The sequence below is a fragment of the Bradyrhizobium sp. HKCCYLS3070 genome (assembly GCF_051167575.1).
In the GTDB taxonomy this organism is placed as follows: Bacteria; Pseudomonadota; Alphaproteobacteria; order Rhizobiales; family Xanthobacteraceae; genus Bradyrhizobium.
On sequence record NZ_JBNPTI010000002.1, the window covers coordinates 163,747 to 184,968 of the forward strand.

Genomic DNA, 21,222 nt, shown 5'->3' on the forward strand with positions numbered 1-21,222 from the left:
ATGATTATTCTGCTGAGAAGTGTTGTTAGGAGGGATGATGCGCTCGAAGGGCTTTGAAGGAATGGCGTGCTCGATCGCCGGCGTATTGAACGCTGTCGGTGACCGCTGGGCCATGCTCATCCTGCGCGATCTGTCACTGGGATTGAGCAGATATGAGGAGTTGAGGAAGTCGACCGGCGTCACACATGCCACCCTGTCCGATCGGCTCAAGCATCTCGAAGAAAATGAACTGCTCGAGCGGCGTCGGTATCAGACCGGCCCTGAACGCTACGAATACCTTCTGACCCGAAAGGGCAGGGACATTATCCTGGTGATCCAGGCGCTTGCCCAGGTCGGGGACAAGTGGGCGATTACGGGGGATGCGGGTCCGCCGCTCAAATTCATCAACAAGAACAGCGGACGTCCGGTTAAGCTCGCTCTTGTCGATGACAAGTCGGGCGAATTGGTACGCATGAGGGATGTCCGGCCGCTGGCCGGACCAGGGGCTGACGACCTTGTTCGGTGGCGGCTCGCCAAGTTCGACCAGCGATGATTCGGATTGCAGAAGGTGGACCGGGGCTGAGCTTCCCGATAGAAAATCGGCAAGCGACACCATTTGGGCCGCTTGCCAAGTGCTTTTTGCGAGCTGGCCTCGACTAGCGAACGATACGCTGGACGGCGATTGCAGTGGCTTCACCGCCGCCGATGCAGAGTGCGGCGACGCCGCGTTTGAGGTTCTGCGCTTCCAGCGCATGCAGCAGCGTCACGATCAATCGCGCGCCGGTGGCGCCGATCGGGTGGCCGAGCGCGCAGGCGCCACCATGGACGTTGAGCTTTTCGCGGGGAATGCCGAGGTCCTTCTGCGCGGCCATCGCCACCACCGCAAAGGCTTCGTTGATTTCAAACAGGTCGACGTCGCCGACGCTCCAGCCGACCTTGTCCAGGAGCTTGCGGATCGCCGGGATCGGCGCGGTGGTGAACCATTGCGGTTCTTGGCTATGGGTGGCATGGCCCCTGATTTCCGCCAGTGCCGGCAGTCCCTCGCGATCGACGAGCGAGCGCTTCGCCAGGATCAGGGCGGCGGCTCCGTCGGCGTTCGCCGAGGAAGCGGCAGGCGTGATGGTGCCGTTGGCGCGGAACGCCGCCTTCAAGCCTGGGATCTTGGCAGGGTCTACCTTCAGCGGATGCTCGTCATTGGCGATGACGCGCGGCCCTGCTTTTTCGGTCAGAGTGATCGGTGCGATCTCGGCCTTGAACGCGCCGCTTTCCACGGCCTTGCGTGCTCGGATCAGCGTCTCCATCGCATAGGCGTCTTGGTCCTTGCGGGTGAACTGATAGGCTTCGGCCGTGGCCTCGCCGAAGTCCCCCATCGAACGGCCGGTCTCATAGGCATCTTCCAGGCCGTCCATCAACATGTGGTCGATGATCCGGTCGTGGCCGGCCCGATAGCCGGCGCGCGCCTTTGCCAGCAGATATGGCGCGTTGCTCATGCTCTCCATGCCACCGGACAGCACGATGGCGGCAGAGCCCGCATTGATGATGTCGTGACCGAGCATGGTCGCCTTCATGCCGGAGCCGCAAACCTTGTTGATCGTGGTGGCCCCGGTCGCATCAGGCAGCCGGGCGCCGCGCGCAGCCTGGCGGGCCGGCGCCTGACCCTGGCCGGCCGGCAGCACGTTACCCATAAAGACCTCGTCGATCCGCTCCGGCGCGAGCTTGGCACGCTCCAGCGCTGCCGCGATCGCGTGAGAGCCGAGCTTATGTGCCGAGAGCGGCGACAACTCACCCATGAAACGTCCCAAAGGCGTGCGTACGGCCGAAAGAATGACAACGGGATCGGTGACTGCGGACATGATGAAATCTCCCCGACAAGCGGTGTTGTTTGTATGACGATAATCATATAACTTGGCTCATCTTGCAATGAAATGTTGCGGGGAGGCATGGCGCAAAATCCAGGACTGAAACGCCGTCGCCGATGCTTAGATGTCGGCTGGAATCGGAGCGGCCGGCCATGGGGCGTTTGGCGTCTGATGAGCCGCCCAACAGATCTTCTGCAAATCGGATGAAGCACGATGCGTTACGTGAGAGATCATAAGCGTCAGACCCGCAACCGGATCGTCGAGAATGCCTCCTACGGTCTGCGCAAGAAAGGTGCCGAAGCGCTCAGCGTTGTCGATTTTATGCAGCTCGTTGGTCTGACACATGGCGGCTTCTATAACTATTTCGCGTCCCGTGCGGCTCTCGTTGCTGAAGCAACCGGCTTTGCAATGGATCAGACTATCGAGCGCTGGAAACGGCTGACGAATGGGAGCGCTGTCCCGACGTGCGTTGATGCGATCGTTGCCGATTACCTCAGTCCTCGCCACCGTGACGATCCCACGCACGGTTGCGCGCTTCCGGCGCTCGCCGCCGACATCGGGCGATCAGAAGCGCGGGCACGCCGGAGCTTTGAGCGTAAGCTGGATCAAATGGTCGACGTCCTAGCTGAGCTAAATTCCGGCGCTTCTTCTCAAGAGGCACGCCAGATCGCCACAGGCATCATCTCGACCATGGTAGGTTCAATTCTGCTCGCCCGTGCTGTCAACAGCAAAGCAGCTTCTGACCATATTCTTGGGGCCGGTCGAGAGATCGTTGGTGAACTTGGTGCTCGACGGTCCGACCGCGCGGCCAGCAGCTTAGTTCGAAAAAATGATCGTGATGGCGCTTCTGCTCCACACCGAGGTGCTCGGTGAGGCCCGCTCCTATGTTTTCGCCGGATCTTCGCGCCCCACGTTCTCCGGAGACTTCGGTAGTGTAGGATAGTCGGTATAACCGTGGGCATCCGGACCGTAGAAAGTTTCGGGGCGGGGCTGATTGAGCGACGCGCCGAGCGCCAAGCGCTTAGGCAGATCCGGATTGGCAATGAATGCCTTTCCGAAGGCAACCGCATCGGCCCAACCCGCATCGAGAACCGCCTGGGCGGTTTCCGCAGTGAAACCTTCATCTGCAATATACTTTCCGCCGAAGGCGGCCTTGAGAGACGGTCCCAAGCTGTCGGGTCCCAAGCGCTCGCGAGCGCAGATGAAGGCGATGCGGCGCCGTCCGAGTTCAGCTGCCACGTATCCGAACGTCGAGGCACGGTCGGAGTCGCCCATGGAATGCACGTCAGCCCGAGGCGCAAGATGCATTCCCACCCGGTCGGGTCCCCATACCGACACTGCAGCATCTGTGGCCTCGAGCAAGAGCCTGGCGCGGCTTTCGATTGAGCCTCCGTACCGATCCGTCCTTTGGTTGGAGTTATCTTGGAGGAATTGGTCCAGCAAATACCCATTCGCGCCGTGGAGTTCCACGCCATCGAAGCCAGCTATCTGGGCAAACTTGGCAGCATTGCGAAATGCTTCGACAACCTCCAAGACTTCTTCTGTCGTAAGCGGGCGCGGCACGCTGAAAGCCCGTTCCGGACGGACAAGGCTGACGTTGCCTTTCGCGGCGATGGGGCTGGGGCCGACCGGCGCCTGACCATCCAGGAATATTGGATCGGAGATCCGGCCGACGTGTCAGATCTGCATGAAAATCCGCCCCCCACGTGCCTTCACCGCGCGTGTAACGGCTTTCCAGCCCTCGACGTGGTCTGCCGACCAAATGCCGGGAACGCCGGCATAGCCCACTGCCTGAGGCGAAACAGGAACACCTTCTGTGATGATCAGACCCGCCGAAGCCCTCTGCGCGTAATACTCCGCCATGATCGCATTGGGGATCCGGCTCTGGCCTGCGCGTAGCCTGGTCAGCGGGGCCATGATGACCCGGTTCGGCAGATGCAGATCGCCAATAGTTACGGGGTCAAACAGCGACGGCATTTAGCCTCCGGAATACGGTTGCAAGGCGTTCGCGCGAAGTTGTTGATCGGGAGGTTCAAACATCCTGTCGCGGCGATCGTGGAAATCGCTCGCGATCGACTGTTTCGACGGGATCACCCCGGCAGCCCCATCTGCTTGCGAAGGCTTTTGTCGAACATTCCTTCAGGCACAAAACGACGAAGGATGCTCACCTGGCGCGCAACCTTTCCGCAGGTGTATCGCCGACGAGGTGATGGCGTTGTCGCGGCCAAAATCACCTTCTCGGCAACAACCTCGGGACTCTCGGCTGTATTCATCACATCGCGTAGCAGCGCGCTGGCTCGGGTTCGCGCCGACACATATTCCTTCAGGTTCCGGTCCGGAAGCACCATGTTCTGCTCAAACGAGGTGCGGGTATAGGCCGGCTCAAGCAGGCAAACGCGAACGCCAAAGATCCGCACTTCGTGGTCGAGAGATTCGGAGTAACCCTCGATGGCATGCTTCGTAGAAGAATAGAGGGCGGAAAACGGCGCAGGTATCAATCCCAGGACAGAACTAATGTTGATGATCCGTCCGGCTTTTCGATCTCGCATGGTCGGGAGGACCGCATTTGTCATGCGCATCACTCCGAAGACGTTCACGTCGAACAAGGCCTTGGCCTGATCGGCCGAGGATTCTTCGGCCCCGCCCAGCAAGCCGAAGCCTGCGTTGTTCACCAGAACATCGATCCTGCCGGTCGCAGCCAGTACCTTGTCGACGGCCGCTTTCACCGAGGCGTCGTCCGTCACATCGCAGCTTAGCATCTCAGGATCGCTCGCGGCAGCTCGTCGGCTGGTCCCGAACACCCGGAATCCCGCCTCGCGCAATGCTCTTGCGGAGGACAGCCCGATTCCCGTCGAAGCCCCGGTCACGGATCGCCACTTTTCCGTCCTGTCGCACAGAAGCTCTCCGTTGACGCAGTTGAACCCTAGATTAGATTAAGATATACATATCACATGATTTACATCATACAATAGGCTGTTCGTTCGGAGGGCCTGCATGCGGTATGCCAAGGGGCACAAGGATAGTTCGCACGAACGGATACTGAAGGTCGCCGCAAGGAAATTCCGGCGACAAGGCTTTGCGGCGACTGGAATGACGGGAATTATGTCCGAGGCGGGCCTTACGAATGGCGGCTTCTATTCTCACTTCGGCTCGAAAAGCGATCTCGTTCGGGAAGGGCTTGAGCGGGCGCTGGACGAGCAGTTGCGGCGACTGAGTGAAGCCGACGTTGTCCCCGGGGAACTGAGCACGCTGATCCGGTCTTACCTGTCTGCGGAGCATCGCGATCGGCCGGACGTTGGATGCGCCTCGGCTGCACTGCTTCCAGAGATCGGTCGCCAACCTCGATCCGTCCGAAAGGCCTACACAGCTAGATTGCGCGAAATATTCGAGCAGCTAAAGAGGCGATTGCCGCGGAAAACGTCCAGCCGCGCCGCGCAAGAGGCCGCAATCGGAATTTTCGCTGTACTCGTCGGCTCTCTCCAGCTTGCTCGTGCCGCCGAAGACTCGTCGATGTCGGATGCGATACTTGCGGCTGGCATTCATGCAGCAAATGCGCTCGCGCTCGTACCTCAACAAGAGCGCTGAGCTTGTCTCGTCCGGCTTTCAGATAATCAGACCAAGTAAACGATCGAGATCAGGGAGGACACGAGTATGAAGAGCAAGGCGCCAATTCTGGTGACGAGCGCCGGTGGACAAACCGGCTCGGTTGGCCGAACCATTGTTCGCGGCCTGCTGCAGCGCGGCCTTCCCGTCCGTGCGTTCGTGCGGAAAAATGACGAGCGGGCGCAGAGTTTGCGCGACATGGGAGCCGAGGTGTTCGTGGGCGATCTCCTAAATCCGCGTGACGTCACGCAGGCCGTCAAGGGTGTGCGGCGCATCTATTTCAGCATGAGCCTGAACCCGTCCTACGCCGATGCCACCATCTTAATGGCCGCAGCGGCCAAGAAGGAAGGAGGCACCGAGATATTCGTCAACATGTCGGACTATGAGCAATGTTACATGACGCTCGAGACCATGTCGGCGCCGGACGCGGAGCGCATCGCCGTGCTGGGCGTGGACGTCCAGTGGTCGCCCCAGCAAAGGGCGCATTGGGCGGGCGAGCGAGCCCTCGATTGGTCAGGCCTGCCGATCGTTCATATCCAGGCGGCGATGTTCGTCGAGAACCCAATCACACTGTGGGTGCCGGCTATGACCATCAAGGAGGACGGCACGATCCGTCTGCCATTCGGCCTGGGAAAGACCGCGCCGGTGGCAACGGCCGACGTCGCTGATGTCTGTATTGAGGTGTTAGCTGACCCAGCCGGCCACGCTGGGAAGTCCTACGAGTTGACGGGGCCGGAACGAAAGGACATGTACGGGTTTGCCGAGGATTACTCGGCGGCGCTCGGTCGAAAGATCGAATACCTGCCGACGACGATGGAAGAGTTTCGGCAACGTATGCGTAAGCTCATGCCTCATATCGCTGAGCATCCTGCGTTGCATCTGGAAAACCTGTGCATGCAAAATGGCGGTGATCGGTATATTGCCGAGGTAACGCAGGACGTCGAGAAGCTGCTCGGCCGGCCGGCCACCACATTCAGGAAGGTCATTGAAAAGGAGGCGTGGCGCTTCGAGAGGGGGACGCCAAACCATCTGCAGCACCGCGAAGTGAAGGATCTGAACCCGACCCGTGTCTTGCAGGCATAGCGGCTTTGCCTCGCTCAAAACTCCGGACCTGAAAGCCCTAGAATGGAAAGCAGCGCATATAGGCGGCGAACAGATCTGCATCGCTTGGAACGATGAGCCGCGACTCGATCGCCTCCGCAAGCTCGAGATCGCGGCTAAGCACTCGGAGCCATGCCTCGCTATCGGCCGTGATCGAAAGCCGGGCGTCGCCGGCATGGGTTCCGGGCGTTACATCCAGAATCTTGTCGTTGATGCGCACTGTCCCTTGGAACGGAGTTTTTCCCGTAAAGGTCCAATGAGTGACCAGATCGAGCTTCTTTGCCTTTCCACGCTGGAAGCCGAGCCTCAGTGTAAAGAGGTACGCCTGAACGCTTCCGATCGGACGTCCTGCGCGCACATGCCGGATCGTCTTATTCGGGAACCGTCGTGGCGCACTCTCCTCGGCGTCCGATCCAGGAATCACGAACAGCGTCTCTTCTTTCTCGAGCAGAGGTTTGACCACATCATTCACATAGGACACCCGGTCATCAAGATATGGTCCGATTACATCCTCGCCAGCCGGGCAGACCGATACGCAATATGCAGCCTTGTACCCGGGCTTGAATGAGAGAGATTGCCAAATGCTCTGAGTCTCGGAAGGGCTCACGCGGGACCTGTAGTCCTTCGCGTCACGCGAGTCCGCAACCTCTTCGACCCATTTGGTAAAGTTTCCGAGAAAATCGTGGTAGTTGTGCGTGAAGCAGGTCTGAAAATCGAAGTACCCATCGTGCTTTATCGCGCCGACGGGGCAAGCTCCGACACATAGTCGGCATTCCAAGCAAGGATTATAGTCGATCGGCTGGTCATAGGCATCGATCTCGTCCGCCAGCAAGATCGTTCCAAGCAGGATGAAGCTGCCAAATTTCGGGTGGATGATGTTGCGATGAATCCCCATGCGACCCAGCCCGGCCTCGACGGCGACCGGCTTGTGCTGCACCATCATGATGCGTGCCTGGTCCATCTCCATGGGAAATGCGGCAACCGAATTGCAGGCCGCGATGCCGTGCTCCGCCAGGGCGCGGACAATTGCGCGCGAAGTCTCGTTCACATGGTCATAGGTTCCATGAAATTCCTCATTAGCCACCGAGCGAGTGGGAGAGCGTACCGGCTCGCGATTCATATGACATGCGATCGCCATCAAGGACTTCGTGCGGCCATAGACCTTTCGGATGTAGTCGACTTGGGGACTGATTGCCGGACGGCCAATCTCGACCAGCCCGACATCGTCCGCTCCACAGCTTATCGCGATCCTCTTGACGAGCTCCGCCGACAGCGGCGCCGCGTCGGTCCGGGCCAGGCTGCGCGACCGAAAGGCCTTTACCGTCGGATGATCCTCAATGGTCAATTTTCGTCTCCTCAGATGCGTCGAGTGTCATTCCGACTGGGAAGCGACCTGCGATTGATGCAACGAAAGAATGCTGAGACTGCCACCAGGCGCTGCCCCATCCTCGATAGTGCTTGGCCCTGCACATCACACGGCAAATGACCAAACATTGCGCGGACGCTCATGTGTTTTCGCGACATCGGCGCCCTCTGATGACGGGGTAGGCCATCGACAGAGAGCCCAGCCGTGGTTCATGATCGCGCCGCTTCCTGCGGCTCCGAGAGAATGGCCTGCAGCTCTCCAGACCGGAACATCTCCGTCACGATATCGCAGCCACCTACGAATTCGCCCCGTACATACAGCTGTGGAATGGTCGGCCAGTCCGAGTAGTCCTTGATACCCTGCCGCAACTCCTCCGACTCGTAGATGTTGTGCGATTTGAACGAAACTCCCAGATGATCGAGGATGCGAACTATCTGCGCCGAGAACCCGCAGGCCGGCGACGAGGGCGTACCTTTCATGAACAGGACGATCTCGTTGGACTCCACCTCACTGCGAATGAACTGCGCAACGCTCATGTTGGTCTCTCCATCTGTCCGTCGCATCAGTTCGAATTTAGCACTTAATGGTCGGGCCAGAAAAGAGCAAAATTGCCTTGAAGCCTGCTTGGCCGGCCTCGCGCTAAGGCGCGGTAGCTATTATTTTCCGCAGAGTCCACGAAAGATGCCGGTCGATCGGACAGTCGACCATCGCTTGGAGGGATTAGAACGACCGGGCGCTCGATTAGATCGAATATCAATTCTAAAAAGGAATTGACGAGCGTTCTGTGGCAGCTAAAGTCGGGTCAATCACAAGAAGAGACTGATGGCTGTCGTCTGCGCCGAAGCCACTGTTTCAGGAGGGAAAATGGGCGCTCGACCCCAATTTTTGGAATTTGGAGGTTGTCCGCGCATCAGGGGGCGGCAAGCTCAAGGCGACCGGGGCGGTCGAATTCGTCTGGCCCAGACTCAAGGCGTCTTAACATTCCGTCTTGGCAGGCTCCGCTGCTTCTGCCGGGGAGTTGGATGACGAGCGCAATGACCAGCATCGACTTCTATTTCGACTTTCGCAGTCCTTATTCCTATCTCGCCAACGCTCAGCTCGGCACGCTGGATGCTGAGCTGAGCGACCACCCTGTAGATATCGTCGCAGTCATGAAGCAGGTCGGTAACAGGCCGACGACCTTGACCTGTCCGGTCAAGGGCAAATACGCCGGCGCAGATCTACAGCGCTGGGCGAAGAGATACGGCGTACCGCTGAGCCGGCATAAGGACATAAAATCGATCGACGGCCGCAGGCCGCTGCGCGGCGGAAGATTGCGGTCTCGCCAAGGAGGTCGTTGCGGCGATCTTTCCGGCGTTCTGGCGACATGGCTTGCCGCTGAGCACAGCCGGGGATCTGGTGCGGATCCTTGAAGCTTCCGGAATACGTGACCCCCAAGTTGCTTCCAGTGTCGATAGCAGCGAATTGGATGATCGGTTGACGCAGAGAAATGAAGCAGCGGGAGCGCGTGGCATCTTCGGCGCGCCGACTTTCATCGTGAACGACGAAATGTTTTTCGACAATGACCGCCTTGAATTCATTCGCGAAGAACTGAGGGCAGCATGAGCAAGATTGATGCGCAGCCGCTGGCAATTGTCACCGGAGTCGGACCTGGTACCGGCTCTGCTATCGTCAGGCGGTTCGCGGCCGGAGGGTATCGCGTCGCGATGCTCGCGCGCGACAAGGCGCGCCTGGACGCGCTATCGGCGGAGATTCCGTCGAGTATTCCGATGGCGTGTGACGTCTCGGACTCGGCAGCGCTCGCGCGGGTGCTCGACGAGATCGACCAGCGGTCCGGCCCGCCGAAGGTCGTTGTCCATAATGCGGTTGGCGGGGCGTTCGGAAAGTTTCAGGAGGTAGGTCCCGAGGTTCTCCGAGCCAATTTCGAGACAAACGTGATGGCACTGCTCCATCTCGCGCGGCACGTCGCGCCCCCAATGATAGCGGCTGGCGGCGGAGCGCTCCTCGTAACGGGCAACACGTCGGCTCTGCGAGGAAAGGCGAACTTCGCGGGTTTTGCGCCGACGAAGGCAGCCCAGCGTATCCTCGCCGAGTCGATCGCGCGCGACCTCGGCCCGCAAGGGATTCACGTGGCTTATCTGGTCATCGATGCGGTCATTGACGTGCCATGGCAGCGGGAGCGAATGAAGGACGCGCCCGACGATTTCTTCATCAAACCCGCGGCGATCGCCGAGGAAATCTACCACATCGCGCATCAGGACCGCTCGGCGTGGTCTTTCCTCTCGGAAGTGCGACCGTAACGCGAACCCTGGTAGATCCGGGGCGAGCGGTCCGTCGTCGTTCGCGGTGTTGGCGCCGCGCTCCACATCTGAACGTCATCGGGCAGCCCGCCTGACTGATCGGGAGGAAACAGCCAACTCCCGGTTGGTGCGACGACAACCTCTTTTTAGGAGAGAGCCCATGATCAAGGTTGGACTTCATCAATATCCCCCGATGGATCAGGTGATCTTCGGAAAGCCTGCCGGGCAAGCGCTGGCCGAGGAGGCGGAGCGGCTCAACGCGCACAGGGTGTTTCTGATTGCCAGCCATACGTTGAATACGAAAACCGACGAGATCGAAAAGATCCGCAAAGCATTAGGTTCCAGGTATGCGGGGACGTTTGATGGGGTCCCGCAGCACACCACACGTACGTCTGCCGTAGCTGCAGCCGCAAGGGCGGTCGGGGCGGGCGCCGACCTGATCGTGGCCGTCGGCGGTGGTTCTGTCGTCGACGCGGCAAAAATCGTTCTGATGTGCATTGAGCACAAGATCACCGATGAGGGCGGCCTCGACGGGTTTGAAGTAGTCTCGACCCCGGAGGGCCCGCGCCCTGGTCCGTTTCGAGCTCCGAGCGTCAGGATGATCGCCATCCCGAGTACATTGTCCGGCGGCGAATACAACGCCGGTAGCCTCGTTACCGATACACGGCGGAAACTGAAGCAGATCTTTCACCATCCCTTGATGATGCCTCGTTCGATCATCCTCGACCCCGCGATTACGGTTCACACGCCCCAGAACTTGTGGCTCGGCTCCGGAACGCGCGCGATGGACCACGGGATCGAAGCCGTCTGCTCGCCGAGAGGCAATCCCCTCGTCGAAAGCGTTTGCCTGCGAGGACTGCGCTATCTCTATGACGGGCTGCTCGCGACAAAAATGAATCCGGACAATCTTGAGGCCCGGCAATCCTGCCAACTCGGGTCGTGGCTGTCCGCCTTCGGGCTGCAGTGTCGGGTTCCGATGGGGGCGAGCCATGCTATCGGACACGTGCTTGGCGGTACATGCGATGTGCCGCATTACTTTTGCACCGCGGTCATGATGCCCAGCGTGCTGGAGTTCAATCGCCCGGATACGGCTGGAGCACAAGACAAGCTCGCCGAAGCTTGGGGAGTGCCGGGGGCGAAAGCAAGCGAGACGTTCGCCGAATTTATACGACAGTTGGAGCTCCCGCGTCGATTGTCTGAAGTTGGCGTGACCGAGGACAAATTCGATCTGATCGGACGGAACGCGATGCTTTCGGTTTTCACGCGCGCAAACCCGCGTCCGATCAAAGGCCCCGAAGACATCGTTAAGATTCTCCGGATGGCCGCTTAGCGCGTGTCAGCCCGGCGGCCAGGGATGCGGTGGGCCGTACGGTCGGTACAAAGCTCGTCTATTTCAATCGGATAGACCGGCCGAACGGAAGGCGAGCAAATTGCAGAGTGTTCAAGTCGCTCGTGAATGGGAGCGGAGGAAATCCATGACGACGAATGTTGCCGCGCGCGCCACGTCTGACGTCAACTTCGCTCCACGCGAGGTCAGTATCGAAGTGCATCCCGATGGAAGCCTCATCCTGAGGTCGCCGATCAACTTCGTCGAGCCGAGCTGGTCGGTCACCGACTTTCTACCCGTATGGGCGATGCAGGAGCCCGATCGCGTCTTTCTGGCGCAACGCGAAGCTGCCGGGTGGCAAAAGATATCGTATCGGCAGATGTGGCTACGGACTCAGTCCGTAGGTCAGGGGTTGATCGATCGCGGAGCTCAGCCGGGCGACAGGATTGCAATTCTCTCGGGGAATTCGATCGAGCATGCAATCGTCATGTTCGCGGCCATGTCGATCGGGATGGCCGTCGCTCCCATTTCGCCCAACTATACATTGATGCCGGGCGGGCTGTCCCGCTTGACGGACATCGCTCGGCTGCTCAGGCCATCATTTGTATTCGTCCAGGACGGCAGCGCCTTTGCGGCAGCCCGATCAGTTAGTGGGCTGGAGGAGGCGACTTGGATCGCATGCGGTGGATCCGACGGGCTTCTGCCGCTTGAGGCCCTGTACGAGGGACGACCAACCTCGGAGTTTCAGCGGCGGTTCGGAAACCTCGATCGTGACGCCATCGCAAAAATTCTGTTCACGTCGGGCTCGACCGGCCTGCCGAAGGGCGTCATCAACACGCATCGCATGATGGCATGCGCCCTCGAAATGGGCAGTCTGCTGGCGCCGGCAAACCAAGCTCCGGTTCAGGTCGAGTGGTTGCCCTGGCATCACACGATGGGGGGCAATGTCATTCTGCAGGGCACCCTGAAGAATGGGGGGACGCTCTACATCGACGACGGACGCCCCGTCCCACAACTCTTCCATAAGACCATCGCCAACCTGAGGGAAATTTCCCCCACAGCGATGTTCAACGTGCCCGGCGGCTACACGCTCCTGTGTGATGTTCTCGAAGCGGACGAGCATTTCAGAAATACATTCTTCAACCGCATGGAGCGAATGACCTACGCCGGAGCGGCAATTCCGCAGCCCACACTGGACAAGCTCTATGACCTGTCATTTCGTGCGACCGGCCGCCGCATTCCCGTCATGTCTGGGTACGGCACGACCGAAACGGCCCCAACGATCAGCACGACGCACTGGGCCACCGAGGAACCGGGAGAGGTCGGCCTTCCGGGACCTGGTCTCAGGCTCAAGCTGCTGCCTGCGGGAGATAGTTACGAGGTTCGCGTAAAGGGACCGAACGTCACGCCGGGATATTTCGGCAGATCCGATCTCACGGAAAGTGCATTCGACGAGGAGGGCTACTACCGGGTTGGAGACACCGTGGCTTTCCTCGACCCGGAGCGGCCGCATCTCGGATTGAGATTCACGGGCCGTCTTTCCGAAAACTTCAAGCTCACGAACGGGACCTGGGTGGTTGTCGGGAACCTCAGGGCGACCATCCTGGGCGCAACGCGTGGCGTTCTTCAGGACGTCGTCATTGCGGGCGAAAACCGGGACCAATGCGCGGTTCTTGCCTGGCTAAATCCCAGCCAAGCCAAACAACACGTCTCCTGGCCCGTTGGCGATCTCGAGCGAGATCCAGGCGTGCTGGCATTCCTGAGAGAGTGCTTTCGGGCACACAACGAAACAGTCGGAAGCAGCGAACGAATCCGCTCATTCAAGTTGCTGAAGGAGCTTCCGTCGCTTGCCGCTGGTGAAATCACCGACAAGGCCTATGTAAATCAGCGGGCTGTACTCGGCCACCGAGCGCATAGCGTTGAGGAATTGTATGCCGGGTCACCTGCTGAAGATGTGACCTTCATCTGAGTGCCCCGACTTCGCAAGGAGTGCTCCTGGAAGTGAAGGTCCGAGGTGGCACTGAACCGGCTCTGAGCAAGGTTCCTCCATCTCAGACGTTGTCATCGCGGCGAAGCCATCGGCTGAAGTTGAGACGCTCGCCGGCGCCGGACAGTCGACCTCATCAGAGGAGAGCCGATGGTCGGTGCCGCGCAGACTCGGCTCACGCGGAATAAATCATCGGTCTCTAACGAGGAAGAGGGCAATGAAAGGATCGAGCCTGCCTGACATTTCGCCGAAGGAATATGCGGCAATGGTGGGTAAGGAGGTCGGCGTGTCACGCTGGTTCGAGATTGACCAATCTCGCATCGACCAATTCGCCGACATTACGGAGGATTGGCAATTCATCCACATAGATCCGGTGAAGGCCGCCGAGACGCCGTTTGCCGGAACCGTCGCTCACGGCTTCCTGACGCTTTCTTTGCTTGCGCCGATGGCGTTTGACGCGCTTCCGAAGCTTTCGGGGAGAGTCATGGCGGTCAACTATGGTTTCGACAGGATACGATTTGTGTCCGCCGTACGATCCGGAGGTCGGGTGCGGGCCAGATTCAAACTTCTGGATATGACGGCTCGCAATCCGAAGGAGGTGGCCACCAAGTTGGAGGTCTCTGTTGAGATCGAGGGGGCGCAAAAACCCGCGTTGATCGCCGAATGGCTCGGAGTGGCCTATTTCGCCGAAGCAGTCGTCGTCTAATTTGCCGCGGATACTTTCCACCTGCGTCCGGTCGACATAGCGAAGAAGAGCCGCGAACATTATGCTCTGCTCGCAAGGTCTGCCGCGGAAGAGAGGGAGCAGTTAGCGGTTATCTCTTTTGTCCAACTGCCCCTCGCTCCGCGCCCTCGAAAATGTTCAGCCCTTGCTGGTGGCCTTGATGAAAGCGCCGATTTGGGCGGAAGCCTCGTCCGGATATTGATGATGCGGCCCGTGCCCGGCTCGCGCATAGGTGATCAGATGAAGGGTCGGCAGCTGTCGATTCAACGCATACCAGTTCTCGATCGGGAACACGATGTCGTGGTCGGCTCCCAGGTGCAGGATCGGAACCGACGTCGTCTTCAAGAGCTGCAAAATCTGGTCTGATGGAAACACCGGGTTACGCGGCGTGTTGCCGATCTGCGCCATGGCCCAGTCGGCCGGAACGTCGGGGCTGCGGTCTTTCTTTCGCGCCATGATGCGATCGAACGAGCGCTTTGAAGCCGCCCGGCTGCCTGCGTCCGCAGGTTCGAAGAACACAGTCGTGAACTGCTCCAATGCGATGCCGGGGATTGCCGCGGTATCATAGAAGAGTTGTTCGCCCGTCTTGACCAGCGGGCCCGGAGGTGTCGTGGCCAACAGAACCACATGAGTTGCCATCGGCCCGGTCATTGCCAGCAAGATCTGCGCGGCGATCCCACCGATCGACCATCCACCGATCGCGACGTCCTTGAGGCCGAGTGCCTCGATGAGATCCTTACCATCCTTCGCGAGCGACATCGGATTGTAGGATTTTTCGCCAGTCGACTGGCCGAGACCTGAATAGTCGAAGGTTACGACCTGAAAGCCCTGAGCGGCCAATCCGTCGATGAAGGCGGGATCCCAAAGATCGAGGACGCCTCGAAAACGGTTGCACAGGACCAGCGGCTTGCCCGTGCCGACGGATCGATAGGCGAGGCGGCGTCCGCCAACGTCGACGAACTGGGTGGAGGCGGTCGCCGAACTGGCGGCGGCCTGCGCCTTCAGCGGTAGCGCAAGTGCCGCAGCGCCCAGCGCTCCGGCGGTGATCATCGTGCGACGAGATTGAGAGTTCATGTCCGCAATTCCTGATGAGGCAGCATTGAGGCTGCACGCTGGATCGAAGGGATGGCTACGCGTTTCGAGATGAGGAGCGGGAGTACCGATCGGCCGGTATCGCCGGCCGATCGGAGCGTTGTGACTAGGCGCTGGCGCGCGCGCGGTAGCGCTCGGCGGGCTGCGCCCCCAAACCTGAGGGCAGAACCGCTCGTGCGCCCTCGAACGCCTCCCAGAGGCCCAGGTCCGAAAGGGGCGGTATCGTCACGGCTTCGCGGCGATCGAAGCCGACCAGCGCCGCGTCGACCAGGTCCTCGACGCCCATGAGATTGGGAATTTTCGAGAGATCGGCACCCGCCCGTTCCCAGATTTCGGTCCTGGTTGCCGCCGGTACCACGGCCTGGACGTAGACGCCCTTGGGCCCGACCTCGGCCGCCAGCCCCTGCGAGAACGTGAGCACGTAAGACTTGGTCGCCGAATAAATCCCCGGAAAAAACGCGGGCATGAACGACACCACCGAACCGAGATTGATGATGGCGCCGCTTCCGCGTTTCACCATGCCCCCGATCGCCGCCGAAGCCAGCAGCGTCGGCGCAGTCACATTGAGCTTGAGCAGTTGCTCCATGGCGGCGGGATCCGCCGCCTCGAACGGGCCGAGCAGCGCCGCGCCAGCGTTGTTGACCAGAATCTCGACTGGGCTGCCCAAATGGAGCCGGTTCGCCACCATTTGCAGCTGCGCGGCATCCGTCAAATCCGCTGTCAGGACTTCGACGGCAATCCCGTGCGCCTTGCGCAGTTCCGCGGCCAGGGCCGCCATTCGCTCCGTCGCGCGAGCGACGAGGACGAGGTCATGGCCGCGCGCGGCGAGGCGCCGCGCATAGACGGCGCCGATGCCGCTGGAGGCGCCAGTAATGAGTGCAGTAGACATGTCTTCTTCTCCGTGGGAGGGGCCAATCTGTCCCCAAAATGTAGATGACAATCATCATCTACTTGCAAAGATGATGTTTGTCATCTACATTTTTGAACTGAGGGAGATTTATTTTGGCAAGAAGCCGGGAGCAGAAGGCGGAGAGCAGGCGGGCGATCGTGAACTCGGCCGCTAAGTTGTTCCGGGAGAAGGGAATTGACGGTGTTACCGTCGCCGAGATCATGGACGCAGCGGGGCTGACGCACGGCGGCTTTCCAAGGCACTTTGCGAGCAAACAGGAGCTCGTGACCGAGGCCCTGGCGGACGTTTTCGAGGCCAGCAGGCGTCAACCCCTGCTGCCGACGGATGTCCGTGGCTTCGCCCGCGCGTATCTGCGGCCAGAACATCGGGATGCGGCGGGGGCGGGATGCGTCTTCGCGGCGCTCGGGCCCGAGATGTCGCGGGCGCCGGCGCCCACACGCCGCGTCCTGACCGAGGAGATGCGACGGCAGATCGAACAATTCATGGCCTCGGCGCCAGGTGACGATCCGCACCAGAAGCGTGTCGCGGCGATCGGCAGTTGGGCAGCGATGATTGGGGCGATGTTGCTCGCGCGCATCTCCGATTCAGAAGAACTGTCGGACGAAATCCTACGGGCGACCCGCGCGTTCCTCGGCGCGGAGCCCTGAGAGCTGGAATTCCCAAAGTGCGGTCATAGTCGCCTGTCCAAAGCCGTCGCGCAGATCCTCGCTGGCGAAGCGGGCGGTCAATTCGATACGTGCGCGAAGAGGGCGCAACGCCGAAGATCGCCAAAAGACGGTCCTGAAGGTGCTCCCGTCTAGTAGGCGCCAAACCTTTCTGTGCGCATCGCAATCACCTCTGCCGATGTCGGAACGCTTCATGGACCGCTTAGCGCAGAAATCCAACGGCGGCCCGAGCCTCGCCTGGAACGCGGGTCCGAGGCCGGAAGCGATGGTCCAGCATGAGGTGCTGACCGAGCCAGCACCAAGGAGCCTCGTTGTGCGTAGGATTGCAGGAAGTATCGTAGGTCCGCCGGCTGTGGGGAAAGGCGGTAGCGCTCCCCCGCGACCACCTTTCCCTGCACTCGCTTCATTCGGCTCGGATACGCCTCTCCGCCAAGCGGTGAGGCTGTGACCGTTTCCACCGGGTCCGGTTTGCTTTCCTCGGCATCGCCCGCGATCACGGCTTTGCCGGCCGCACGTTCCAGGGCCCATCGGTTTCGGGGCGTCCCAGCGACTGCCACGCGGGGTGGGTGTGCGGCGGAGAAGAACTATATCGACGGCTCCGTTTCCGTACTCTGCTGATTTGCCGTTCCCAACAGAGGGGCAGGACCGATCGCAAAAGAAGCCTACGAGCCGGGATCGTCGATCAGGGGCTTTGGCCGGGCAAACAGCTCCAACCGCTCCTTGTGGTCGATGACGATCTCTCGTCCGCGGACGCGAACCCCATGGCTCGTAAGTTGGGCGAGACTGCGTGACAGGTTTTCGCGCGTCGTGCCGATGTGGGAGGCCAGCGTGCCGCGGTCGAATGGGATGACGATATTCGCATGCCCCGGCTCGCGCTGGGCCTCGGCGAGGATCCAGTTGGCGAGGCGCTCGATGCTCGACCGGGCCAGGGTGCCCTTCAGCTTCTTGACAGAAGCGCGATAGGCATACGCCAGCTCCTGAGCAACAATCCGTGCGAATGCGATGTCTTCGTCGAAGAGCGCCCTTACATCGCGGGCGGGGATCAGCAGCACCCGCGACTCCGTCAGCGTGCGGGCTGAATTGAGATACGCCTGATCGACGACGACTGCAGCAAGTATGAAGGTCGACACGGGACGCAGCAGTGAGATGCCCCACTCGGCCTCGTCGAGCTCGGTGTAGATTTCCACCAACCCGCCAATCAGCACATGCAGGAAGTCGGCCTGATCTCCCTCGCGAGCCAACCGCACCCCGGGCGGAAATTGCTGCAGCAGAGCCGCGCCGAGCAGCCGCTTCAGGTTCTCCTCGCTGAGGTCCGCAAACAGCGGCAGCGTCTTCAACTGGGCGAGTTCGTCGGGGCGCAAGCGAAGCTCCAAGAGTCACTCATCCGCTATCGCGCCGAACTGTGACAAAAGTCAATTGCATACGTGCAGTCTGACAATTCGATCTGGGACATTTGGCAGATTGTGGCCGACCGGACCGTCCGGTTGATGCATCGCAAAACCTTTTCCCGGTGCCCCGAATAACTGCTGTGGCGTCGAAGCCATACGTCGAGGCCACCATGGACGCCGTAGATTTCAGCCCTGAGCACCGAACGCGAGCACTCTGGCTCTCAACAATCTCGTTCACGATCTGCTTTGCGGTGTGGACGATCTTCTCGATCATCGGCATCCGGATCAAGCAAGAGCTGGATCTGAACGAAACCGAGTTCGGTCTCCTGATCGGCACCCCGATCCTGAGCGGCTCGCTGATCCGGCTGGTGCTCGGCATCTGGACCGATCAGTATGGCGGGCGCCGCGTCTACACCGTCGTGATGCTCGCCGCGGCGGTCGCGACCTATCTCCTGACCTGGGCGCATACCTATCCGCAATTTCTCGTCGCCGCGCTCTTCGTAGGAATCGCCGGTGGCTCGTTCGCGGTCGGCGTCGCCTATGTGTCGCGGTTCTATCCGACGGCCAAGCAGGGCACTGCGCTGGGAATCTTCGGCGCCGGCAATGTGGGCGCCGCCGTTACCAAGTTCGTCGCGCCGTTCGTGCTGGTCGCCTATGGCTGGCAGACCGTGGCCCAGATATGGGCGCTCGCGATCGGCGTCATGGCGATCGTCTTCTGGCTGTTCTCCGAGGAGGACCCGGTGGTCCGCTCGCGAAGGCAGCGCAAGCAGAAGGCCGGCAGCGCCTGGCTCGAGCTCGCGCCGCTCAAGAACATACAGGTCTGGCGCTTCGCGCTGTACTACCTCTTCGTTTTCGGCGCCTTCGTCGCGCTGTCGCTGTGGCTGCCGCAATACCTGATCAAGGTCTACGGCGTCGGAATCCAGTCGGCCGGCATGATGGCCGCCATGTTCTCGTTTCCGGCCAGCGTGTTTCGCGCCTATGGCGGACACTTGTCCGATCGCTTCGGTGCCCGTCGCGTGATGTACTGGACATTTCTGGTCGGTGTCGCGGCGACCTTCCTGTTGTCCTACCCGCCGACGGACTACGTCGTGACGACCGTCAACGGAAAGGTCGGCTTTCATCTGGAGATGGGGCTCGTCCCGTTCGTCGTCATCGTCTTCGTGCTCGGCTTCTTCATGGCGCTCGGCAAGGCCGCCGTCTACAAGCACATCCCCGTCTACTATCCGAACAATGTCGGAGCCGTCGGCGGCCTGGTCGGCATGATCGGCGGGCTCGGCGGATTCGTGCTCCCGATCGCGTTCGGCGCGCTGGTCGATCTCACCGGTCTGCGAACCAGCTGCTTCATGCTGCTCTTCCTGCTCGTCGGGGTCGCGCTGGTCTGGATGCATCTCTCGATCCGGCAGATGGAGCGCGGCGTTGCCGGCGAGGCGCTGAAGCGGCTGCCGGAGCTGCCCGAAATGGAGGAGATCCACCGGCCCGAGCACATCGGAGCCCTGTCCGGCGCGGTTCTCACCGACTGGCGGCCTGAGGACGACACGTTCTGGAGGGAGCAGGGCCGAGCCATCGCGCGACGCAATCTCTGGATCTCCATTCCGGCGCTGCTGTTGTCCTTCGCGGTCTGGCAGGTCTGGTCTGTCGTGGTTGCGAAGCTGCCTTCGGTCGGCTTCAAGTTCACGACCGATGAGCTGTTCTGGCTGGCGTCGCTGCCTGGGATCTCCGGTGCAGTTCTGCGCATCTTCTACTCCTTCATGGTGCCGATCTTCGGCGGCCGGCTGTGGACCACGCTGGCCACGTGGTCGCTGCTGATACCCGCGATCGGAATCGGCTATGCGGTGCAGAATCCCGCAACGCCCTATCCGGTGTTCCTGATACTGGCGCTGTTGTGCGGCTTTGGCGGCGGCAATTTCGCCTCGTCGATGGCTAACATCTCCTTCTTCTTTCCCCGCGCCGAGAAGGGCAACGCGCTCGCGCTCAATGCCGGCCTCGGCAATCTCGGCGTCAGCGTGGTCCAGTTCGTGGTGCCAATCGTCATCACGGTCGGCGTGTTCGGCTGGTTCGGCGGAGATCCGGCGATGGCAACGAGCGGGTCGCAGCCGATGCCGATCTGGCTTCAGAACGCCGGCTTCGTCTGGGTGCCGTTCATCGTCGCCAGTGCTTTCGCCGCCTGGTTCGGGATGAACGACATCGCCTCCGCGAAAGCGTCCTTCGCTGATCAGGCCGTCATCTTCCAGCGGCGGCACAACTGGATCATGTGCTGGCTCTACACCGGCACGTTCGGCTCGTTCATCGGCTATTCTGCGGGCTTCCCGCTGCTGGCGAAGACCCAGTTCCCGGCCGTCGACGCGTTGCAGTTCGCATTCCTCGGGCCGCTGGTGGGTGCCTTGTCGCGGTCCGCGACGGGCTGGATGGCCGACAAATGGGGCGGCGGGCGCGTGACCGTCGGGGTGTTCCTGCTGATGATGGCCGGCGTGCTCGGGGTGCTCTACTTCCTCGGCATCAAGGATCAGCCCGGTGCATTCTGGGGCTTCTTCGCGATGTTCCTGCTGCTGTTCTTCGCGACCGGCGTCGGCAATGCATCGACCTTCCAGATGATCCCCAACATCATGCGCCAGGAAATGACCCGGCTCATGCCGACCGCGGACGCGGAGACGCGGCTGCGCCAGGCCGAAAAGGAATCCGCCGCCATCACCGGCTTCACCTCCGCGATTGCCGCCTTTGGCGCATTCTTCATTCCCAAATCCTACGGCACCTCGATCGACCTCACCGGCGGCGTGCAGGCCGCCCTATGGGGCTTCTTCGGCTTCTACGTCACCTGCGTGCTGATCACCTGGGCCGTCTACACCCGCAAGGGCGGCGTCCTGCACGATGTCGAACGGCGCCGGGCGATCGCGGCCGCTGCCCAACCCGCTGAATGAGGACGT

At 60.8% G+C, this 21,222-nt stretch carries 20 protein-coding genes and 1 pseudogene; 13 read left to right on the top strand and 8 right to left on the bottom strand.

Translation table 11 applies throughout. The annotated features are described in order from the left end of the window. The first annotated feature begins 37 nt into the window (after nt 1–37). Nucleotides 38–532: a winged helix-turn-helix transcriptional regulator gene (locus ACQR03_RS09500; RefSeq protein WP_315750123.1), complete on the top strand. Its 495-nt coding sequence runs from the start codon at nt 38–40 to the stop codon at nt 530–532. A 103-nt stretch (nt 533–635) separates the two neighbouring features. Here ACQR03_RS09500 and ACQR03_RS09505 read toward each other — a convergent pair whose 3' ends face one another. After that, nucleotides 636–1,832 carry an acetyl-CoA C-acyltransferase gene (locus ACQR03_RS09505; RefSeq protein ID WP_316169273.1) on the bottom strand — a complete coding sequence of 399 codons (1,197 nt, stop codon included), beginning with the start codon at nt 1,830–1,832 and terminating at the stop codon, nt 636–638. A 219-nt stretch (nt 1,833–2,051) separates the two neighbouring features. Between ACQR03_RS09505 and ACQR03_RS09510 the strand changes: the two genes are divergently transcribed. Further along, entirely contained in the window at nt 2,052–2,711 is a 660-nt protein-coding gene (locus ACQR03_RS09510) for a TetR/AcrR family transcriptional regulator (RefSeq protein WP_316172575.1), read from the top strand. Nucleotides 2,712–2,720: 9 nt separating this feature from the next. On the opposite strand, the pseudogene ACQR03_RS09515 reads toward ACQR03_RS09510, so the two are convergent. Beyond that, a pseudogene (locus tag ACQR03_RS09515) lies at nt 2,721–3,815 on the bottom strand (alkene reductase). 113 nt (nt 3,816–3,928) lie between these two features. Continuing rightward, nucleotides 3,929–4,705: an oxidoreductase gene (locus ACQR03_RS09520; protein WP_434841358.1), complete on the bottom strand. Its 777-nt coding sequence runs from the start codon at nt 4,703–4,705 to the stop codon at nt 3,929–3,931. Nucleotides 4,706–4,832: 127 nt separating this feature from the next. Here ACQR03_RS09520 and ACQR03_RS09525 point away from each other — a divergent pair, with 127 nt between their 5' ends. Together ACQR03_RS09525 and ACQR03_RS09530 are read left to right on the top strand one after the other, a co-directional pair. Then, nucleotides 4,833–5,423 (top strand): TetR/AcrR family transcriptional regulator, encoded by a 591-nt coding sequence (locus ACQR03_RS09525; RefSeq protein WP_316172574.1) that lies wholly within the window; start codon nt 4,833–4,835, stop codon nt 5,421–5,423. Between the two features lie 66 nt (nt 5,424–5,489). Beyond that, nucleotides 5,490–6,524 carry an NAD(P)H-binding protein gene (locus ACQR03_RS09530; RefSeq protein WP_316169269.1) on the top strand — a complete coding sequence of 345 codons (1,035 nt, stop codon included), beginning with the start codon at nt 5,490–5,492 and terminating at the stop codon, nt 6,522–6,524. Nucleotides 6,525–6,561: 37 nt separating this feature from the next. On the opposite strand, the gene ACQR03_RS09535 is transcribed toward ACQR03_RS09530, so the two are convergent. Together ACQR03_RS09535 and grxD are read right to left on the bottom strand one after the other, a co-directional pair. Beyond that, a complete protein-coding gene (locus ACQR03_RS09535; RefSeq protein ID WP_434841357.1) occupies nt 6,562–7,887 on the bottom strand; it encodes a 4Fe-4S binding protein in 1,326 nt (441 codons plus the stop codon). Nucleotides 7,888–8,117: 230 nt separating this feature from the next. After that, nucleotides 8,118–8,444 carry a Grx4 family monothiol glutaredoxin gene (gene grxD / locus ACQR03_RS09540; RefSeq protein ID WP_316172572.1) on the bottom strand — a complete coding sequence of 109 codons (327 nt, stop codon included), beginning with the start codon at nt 8,442–8,444 and terminating at the stop codon, nt 8,118–8,120. A gap of 498 nt (nt 8,445–8,942) precedes the next feature. Between grxD and ACQR03_RS09545 the strand changes: the two genes are divergently transcribed. From ACQR03_RS09545 to ACQR03_RS09570, 6 genes are all read left to right on the top strand, one after another. Continuing rightward, on the top strand, nt 8,943–9,320 hold the full coding sequence (locus ACQR03_RS09545; protein ID WP_316172571.1) for a DsbA family protein: 378 nt from the start codon (nt 8,943–8,945) through the stop codon (nt 9,318–9,320). Next, on the top strand, nt 9,253–9,513 hold the full coding sequence (locus ACQR03_RS09550) for a DsbA family protein (protein ID WP_315750444.1): 261 nt from the start codon (nt 9,253–9,255) through the stop codon (nt 9,511–9,513). Before ACQR03_RS09545 ends, ACQR03_RS09550 begins: the two co-directional genes overlap by 68 nt. Further along, nucleotides 9,510–10,208: an SDR family NAD(P)-dependent oxidoreductase gene (locus tag ACQR03_RS09555; protein WP_315750130.1), complete on the top strand. Its 699-nt coding sequence runs from the start codon at nt 9,510–9,512 to the stop codon at nt 10,206–10,208. Before ACQR03_RS09550 ends, ACQR03_RS09555 begins: the two co-directional genes overlap by 4 nt. Nucleotides 10,209–10,368: 160 nt before the next feature. Next, nucleotides 10,369–11,538 carry an iron-containing alcohol dehydrogenase gene (locus ACQR03_RS09560; protein ID WP_316172570.1) on the top strand — a complete coding sequence of 390 codons (1,170 nt, stop codon included), beginning with the start codon at nt 10,369–10,371 and terminating at the stop codon, nt 11,536–11,538. A 145-nt stretch (nt 11,539–11,683) separates the two neighbouring features. After that, entirely contained in the window at nt 11,684–13,504 is a 1,821-nt protein-coding gene (locus ACQR03_RS09565; protein WP_434841356.1) for an AMP-binding protein, read from the top strand. 235 nt (nt 13,505–13,739) lie between these two features. Next, the gene (locus tag ACQR03_RS09570) at nt 13,740–14,228 is read left to right on the top strand and encodes a MaoC family dehydratase (protein ID WP_315714227.1); all 489 of its coding nucleotides are present in this window, start codon (nt 13,740–13,742) and stop codon (nt 14,226–14,228) included. A gap of 156 nt (nt 14,229–14,384) precedes the next feature. Here ACQR03_RS09570 and ACQR03_RS09575 read toward each other — a convergent pair whose 3' ends face one another. Both ACQR03_RS09575 and ACQR03_RS09580 read right to left on the bottom strand, forming a co-directional pair. Next, the gene (locus ACQR03_RS09575) at nt 14,385–15,320 is read right to left on the bottom strand and encodes an alpha/beta fold hydrolase (protein WP_316166543.1); all 936 of its coding nucleotides are present in this window, start codon (nt 15,318–15,320) and stop codon (nt 14,385–14,387) included. 124 nt (nt 15,321–15,444) lie between these two features. After that, on the bottom strand, nt 15,445–16,227 hold the full coding sequence (locus ACQR03_RS09580; protein ID WP_316193211.1) for an SDR family NAD(P)-dependent oxidoreductase: 783 nt from the start codon (nt 16,225–16,227) through the stop codon (nt 15,445–15,447). Between ACQR03_RS09580 and ACQR03_RS09585 the strand changes: the two genes are divergently transcribed. Continuing rightward, nucleotides 16,211–16,402, top strand: coding sequence for a hypothetical protein (locus ACQR03_RS09585; RefSeq protein ID WP_315827696.1), 192 nt, complete (start codon nt 16,211–16,213; stop codon nt 16,400–16,402). The two genes, ACQR03_RS09580 and ACQR03_RS09585, sit on opposite strands and share 17 nt — an antisense overlap. Beyond that, nucleotides 16,386–16,895 carry a TetR/AcrR family transcriptional regulator gene (locus tag ACQR03_RS09590; RefSeq protein WP_316193210.1) on the top strand — a complete coding sequence of 170 codons (510 nt, stop codon included), beginning with the start codon at nt 16,386–16,388 and terminating at the stop codon, nt 16,893–16,895. The genes ACQR03_RS09585 and ACQR03_RS09590 overlap by 17 nt, the downstream gene beginning before the upstream one ends. Nucleotides 16,896–17,575: 680 nt before the next feature. On the opposite strand, the gene ACQR03_RS09595 is transcribed toward ACQR03_RS09590, so the two are convergent. Then, complete coding sequence (locus tag ACQR03_RS09595; RefSeq protein ID WP_315827697.1) at nt 17,576–18,274, bottom strand: helix-turn-helix domain-containing protein; 699 nt, start codon at nt 18,272–18,274, stop codon at nt 17,576–17,578. Nucleotides 18,275–18,471: 197 nt separating this feature from the next. Between ACQR03_RS09595 and ACQR03_RS09600 the strand changes: the two genes are divergently transcribed. Next, nucleotides 18,472–21,216, top strand: a complete 2,745-nt coding sequence (locus tag ACQR03_RS09600; protein ID WP_316193209.1) for a nitrate/nitrite transporter — start codon at nt 18,472–18,474, stop codon at nt 21,214–21,216. The last annotated feature ends 6 nt before the right edge of the window (nt 21,217–21,222 follow it).

Bases quoted from the DNA above. Each gene is read 5' to 3' on its own strand.
- ACQR03_RS09500 (WP_315750123.1), top strand. From the start codon at position 38: ATGCGCTCGAAGGGCTTTGAAGGAATGGCGTGCTCGATCGCCGGCGTA.
- ACQR03_RS09505 (WP_316169273.1), bottom strand. From the start codon at position 1,832: ATGTCCGCAGTCACCGATCCCGTTGTCATTCTTTCGGCCGTACGCACG.
- ACQR03_RS09510 (WP_316172575.1), top strand. From the start codon at position 2,052: ATGCGTTACGTGAGAGATCATAAGCGTCAGACCCGCAACCGGATCGTC.
- ACQR03_RS09525 (WP_316172574.1), top strand. From the start codon at position 4,833: ATGCGGTATGCCAAGGGGCACAAGGATAGTTCGCACGAACGGATACTG.
- ACQR03_RS09530 (WP_316169269.1), top strand. From the start codon at position 5,490: ATGAAGAGCAAGGCGCCAATTCTGGTGACGAGCGCCGGTGGACAAACC.
- grxD (WP_316172572.1), bottom strand. From the start codon at position 8,444: ATGAGCGTTGCGCAGTTCATTCGCAGTGAGGTGGAGTCCAACGAGATC.
- ACQR03_RS09545 (WP_316172571.1), top strand. From the start codon at position 8,943: ATGACCAGCATCGACTTCTATTTCGACTTTCGCAGTCCTTATTCCTAT.
- ACQR03_RS09555 (WP_315750130.1), top strand. From the start codon at position 9,510: ATGAGCAAGATTGATGCGCAGCCGCTGGCAATTGTCACCGGAGTCGGA.
- ACQR03_RS09560 (WP_316172570.1), top strand. From the start codon at position 10,369: ATGATCAAGGTTGGACTTCATCAATATCCCCCGATGGATCAGGTGATC.
- ACQR03_RS09565 (WP_434841356.1), top strand. From the start codon at position 11,684: ATGACGACGAATGTTGCCGCGCGCGCCACGTCTGACGTCAACTTCGCT.
- ACQR03_RS09570 (WP_315714227.1), top strand. From the start codon at position 13,740: ATGAAAGGATCGAGCCTGCCTGACATTTCGCCGAAGGAATATGCGGCA.
- ACQR03_RS09575 (WP_316166543.1), bottom strand. From the start codon at position 15,320: ATGAACTCTCAATCTCGTCGCACGATGATCACCGCCGGAGCGCTGGGC.
- ACQR03_RS09585 (WP_315827696.1), top strand. From the start codon at position 16,211: ATGAGTGCAGTAGACATGTCTTCTTCTCCGTGGGAGGGGCCAATCTGT.
- ACQR03_RS09580 (WP_316193211.1), bottom strand. From the start codon at position 16,227: ATGTCTACTGCACTCATTACTGGCGCCTCCAGCGGCATCGGCGCCGTC.
- ACQR03_RS09600 (WP_316193209.1), top strand. From the start codon at position 18,472: ATGGACGCCGTAGATTTCAGCCCTGAGCACCGAACGCGAGCACTCTGG.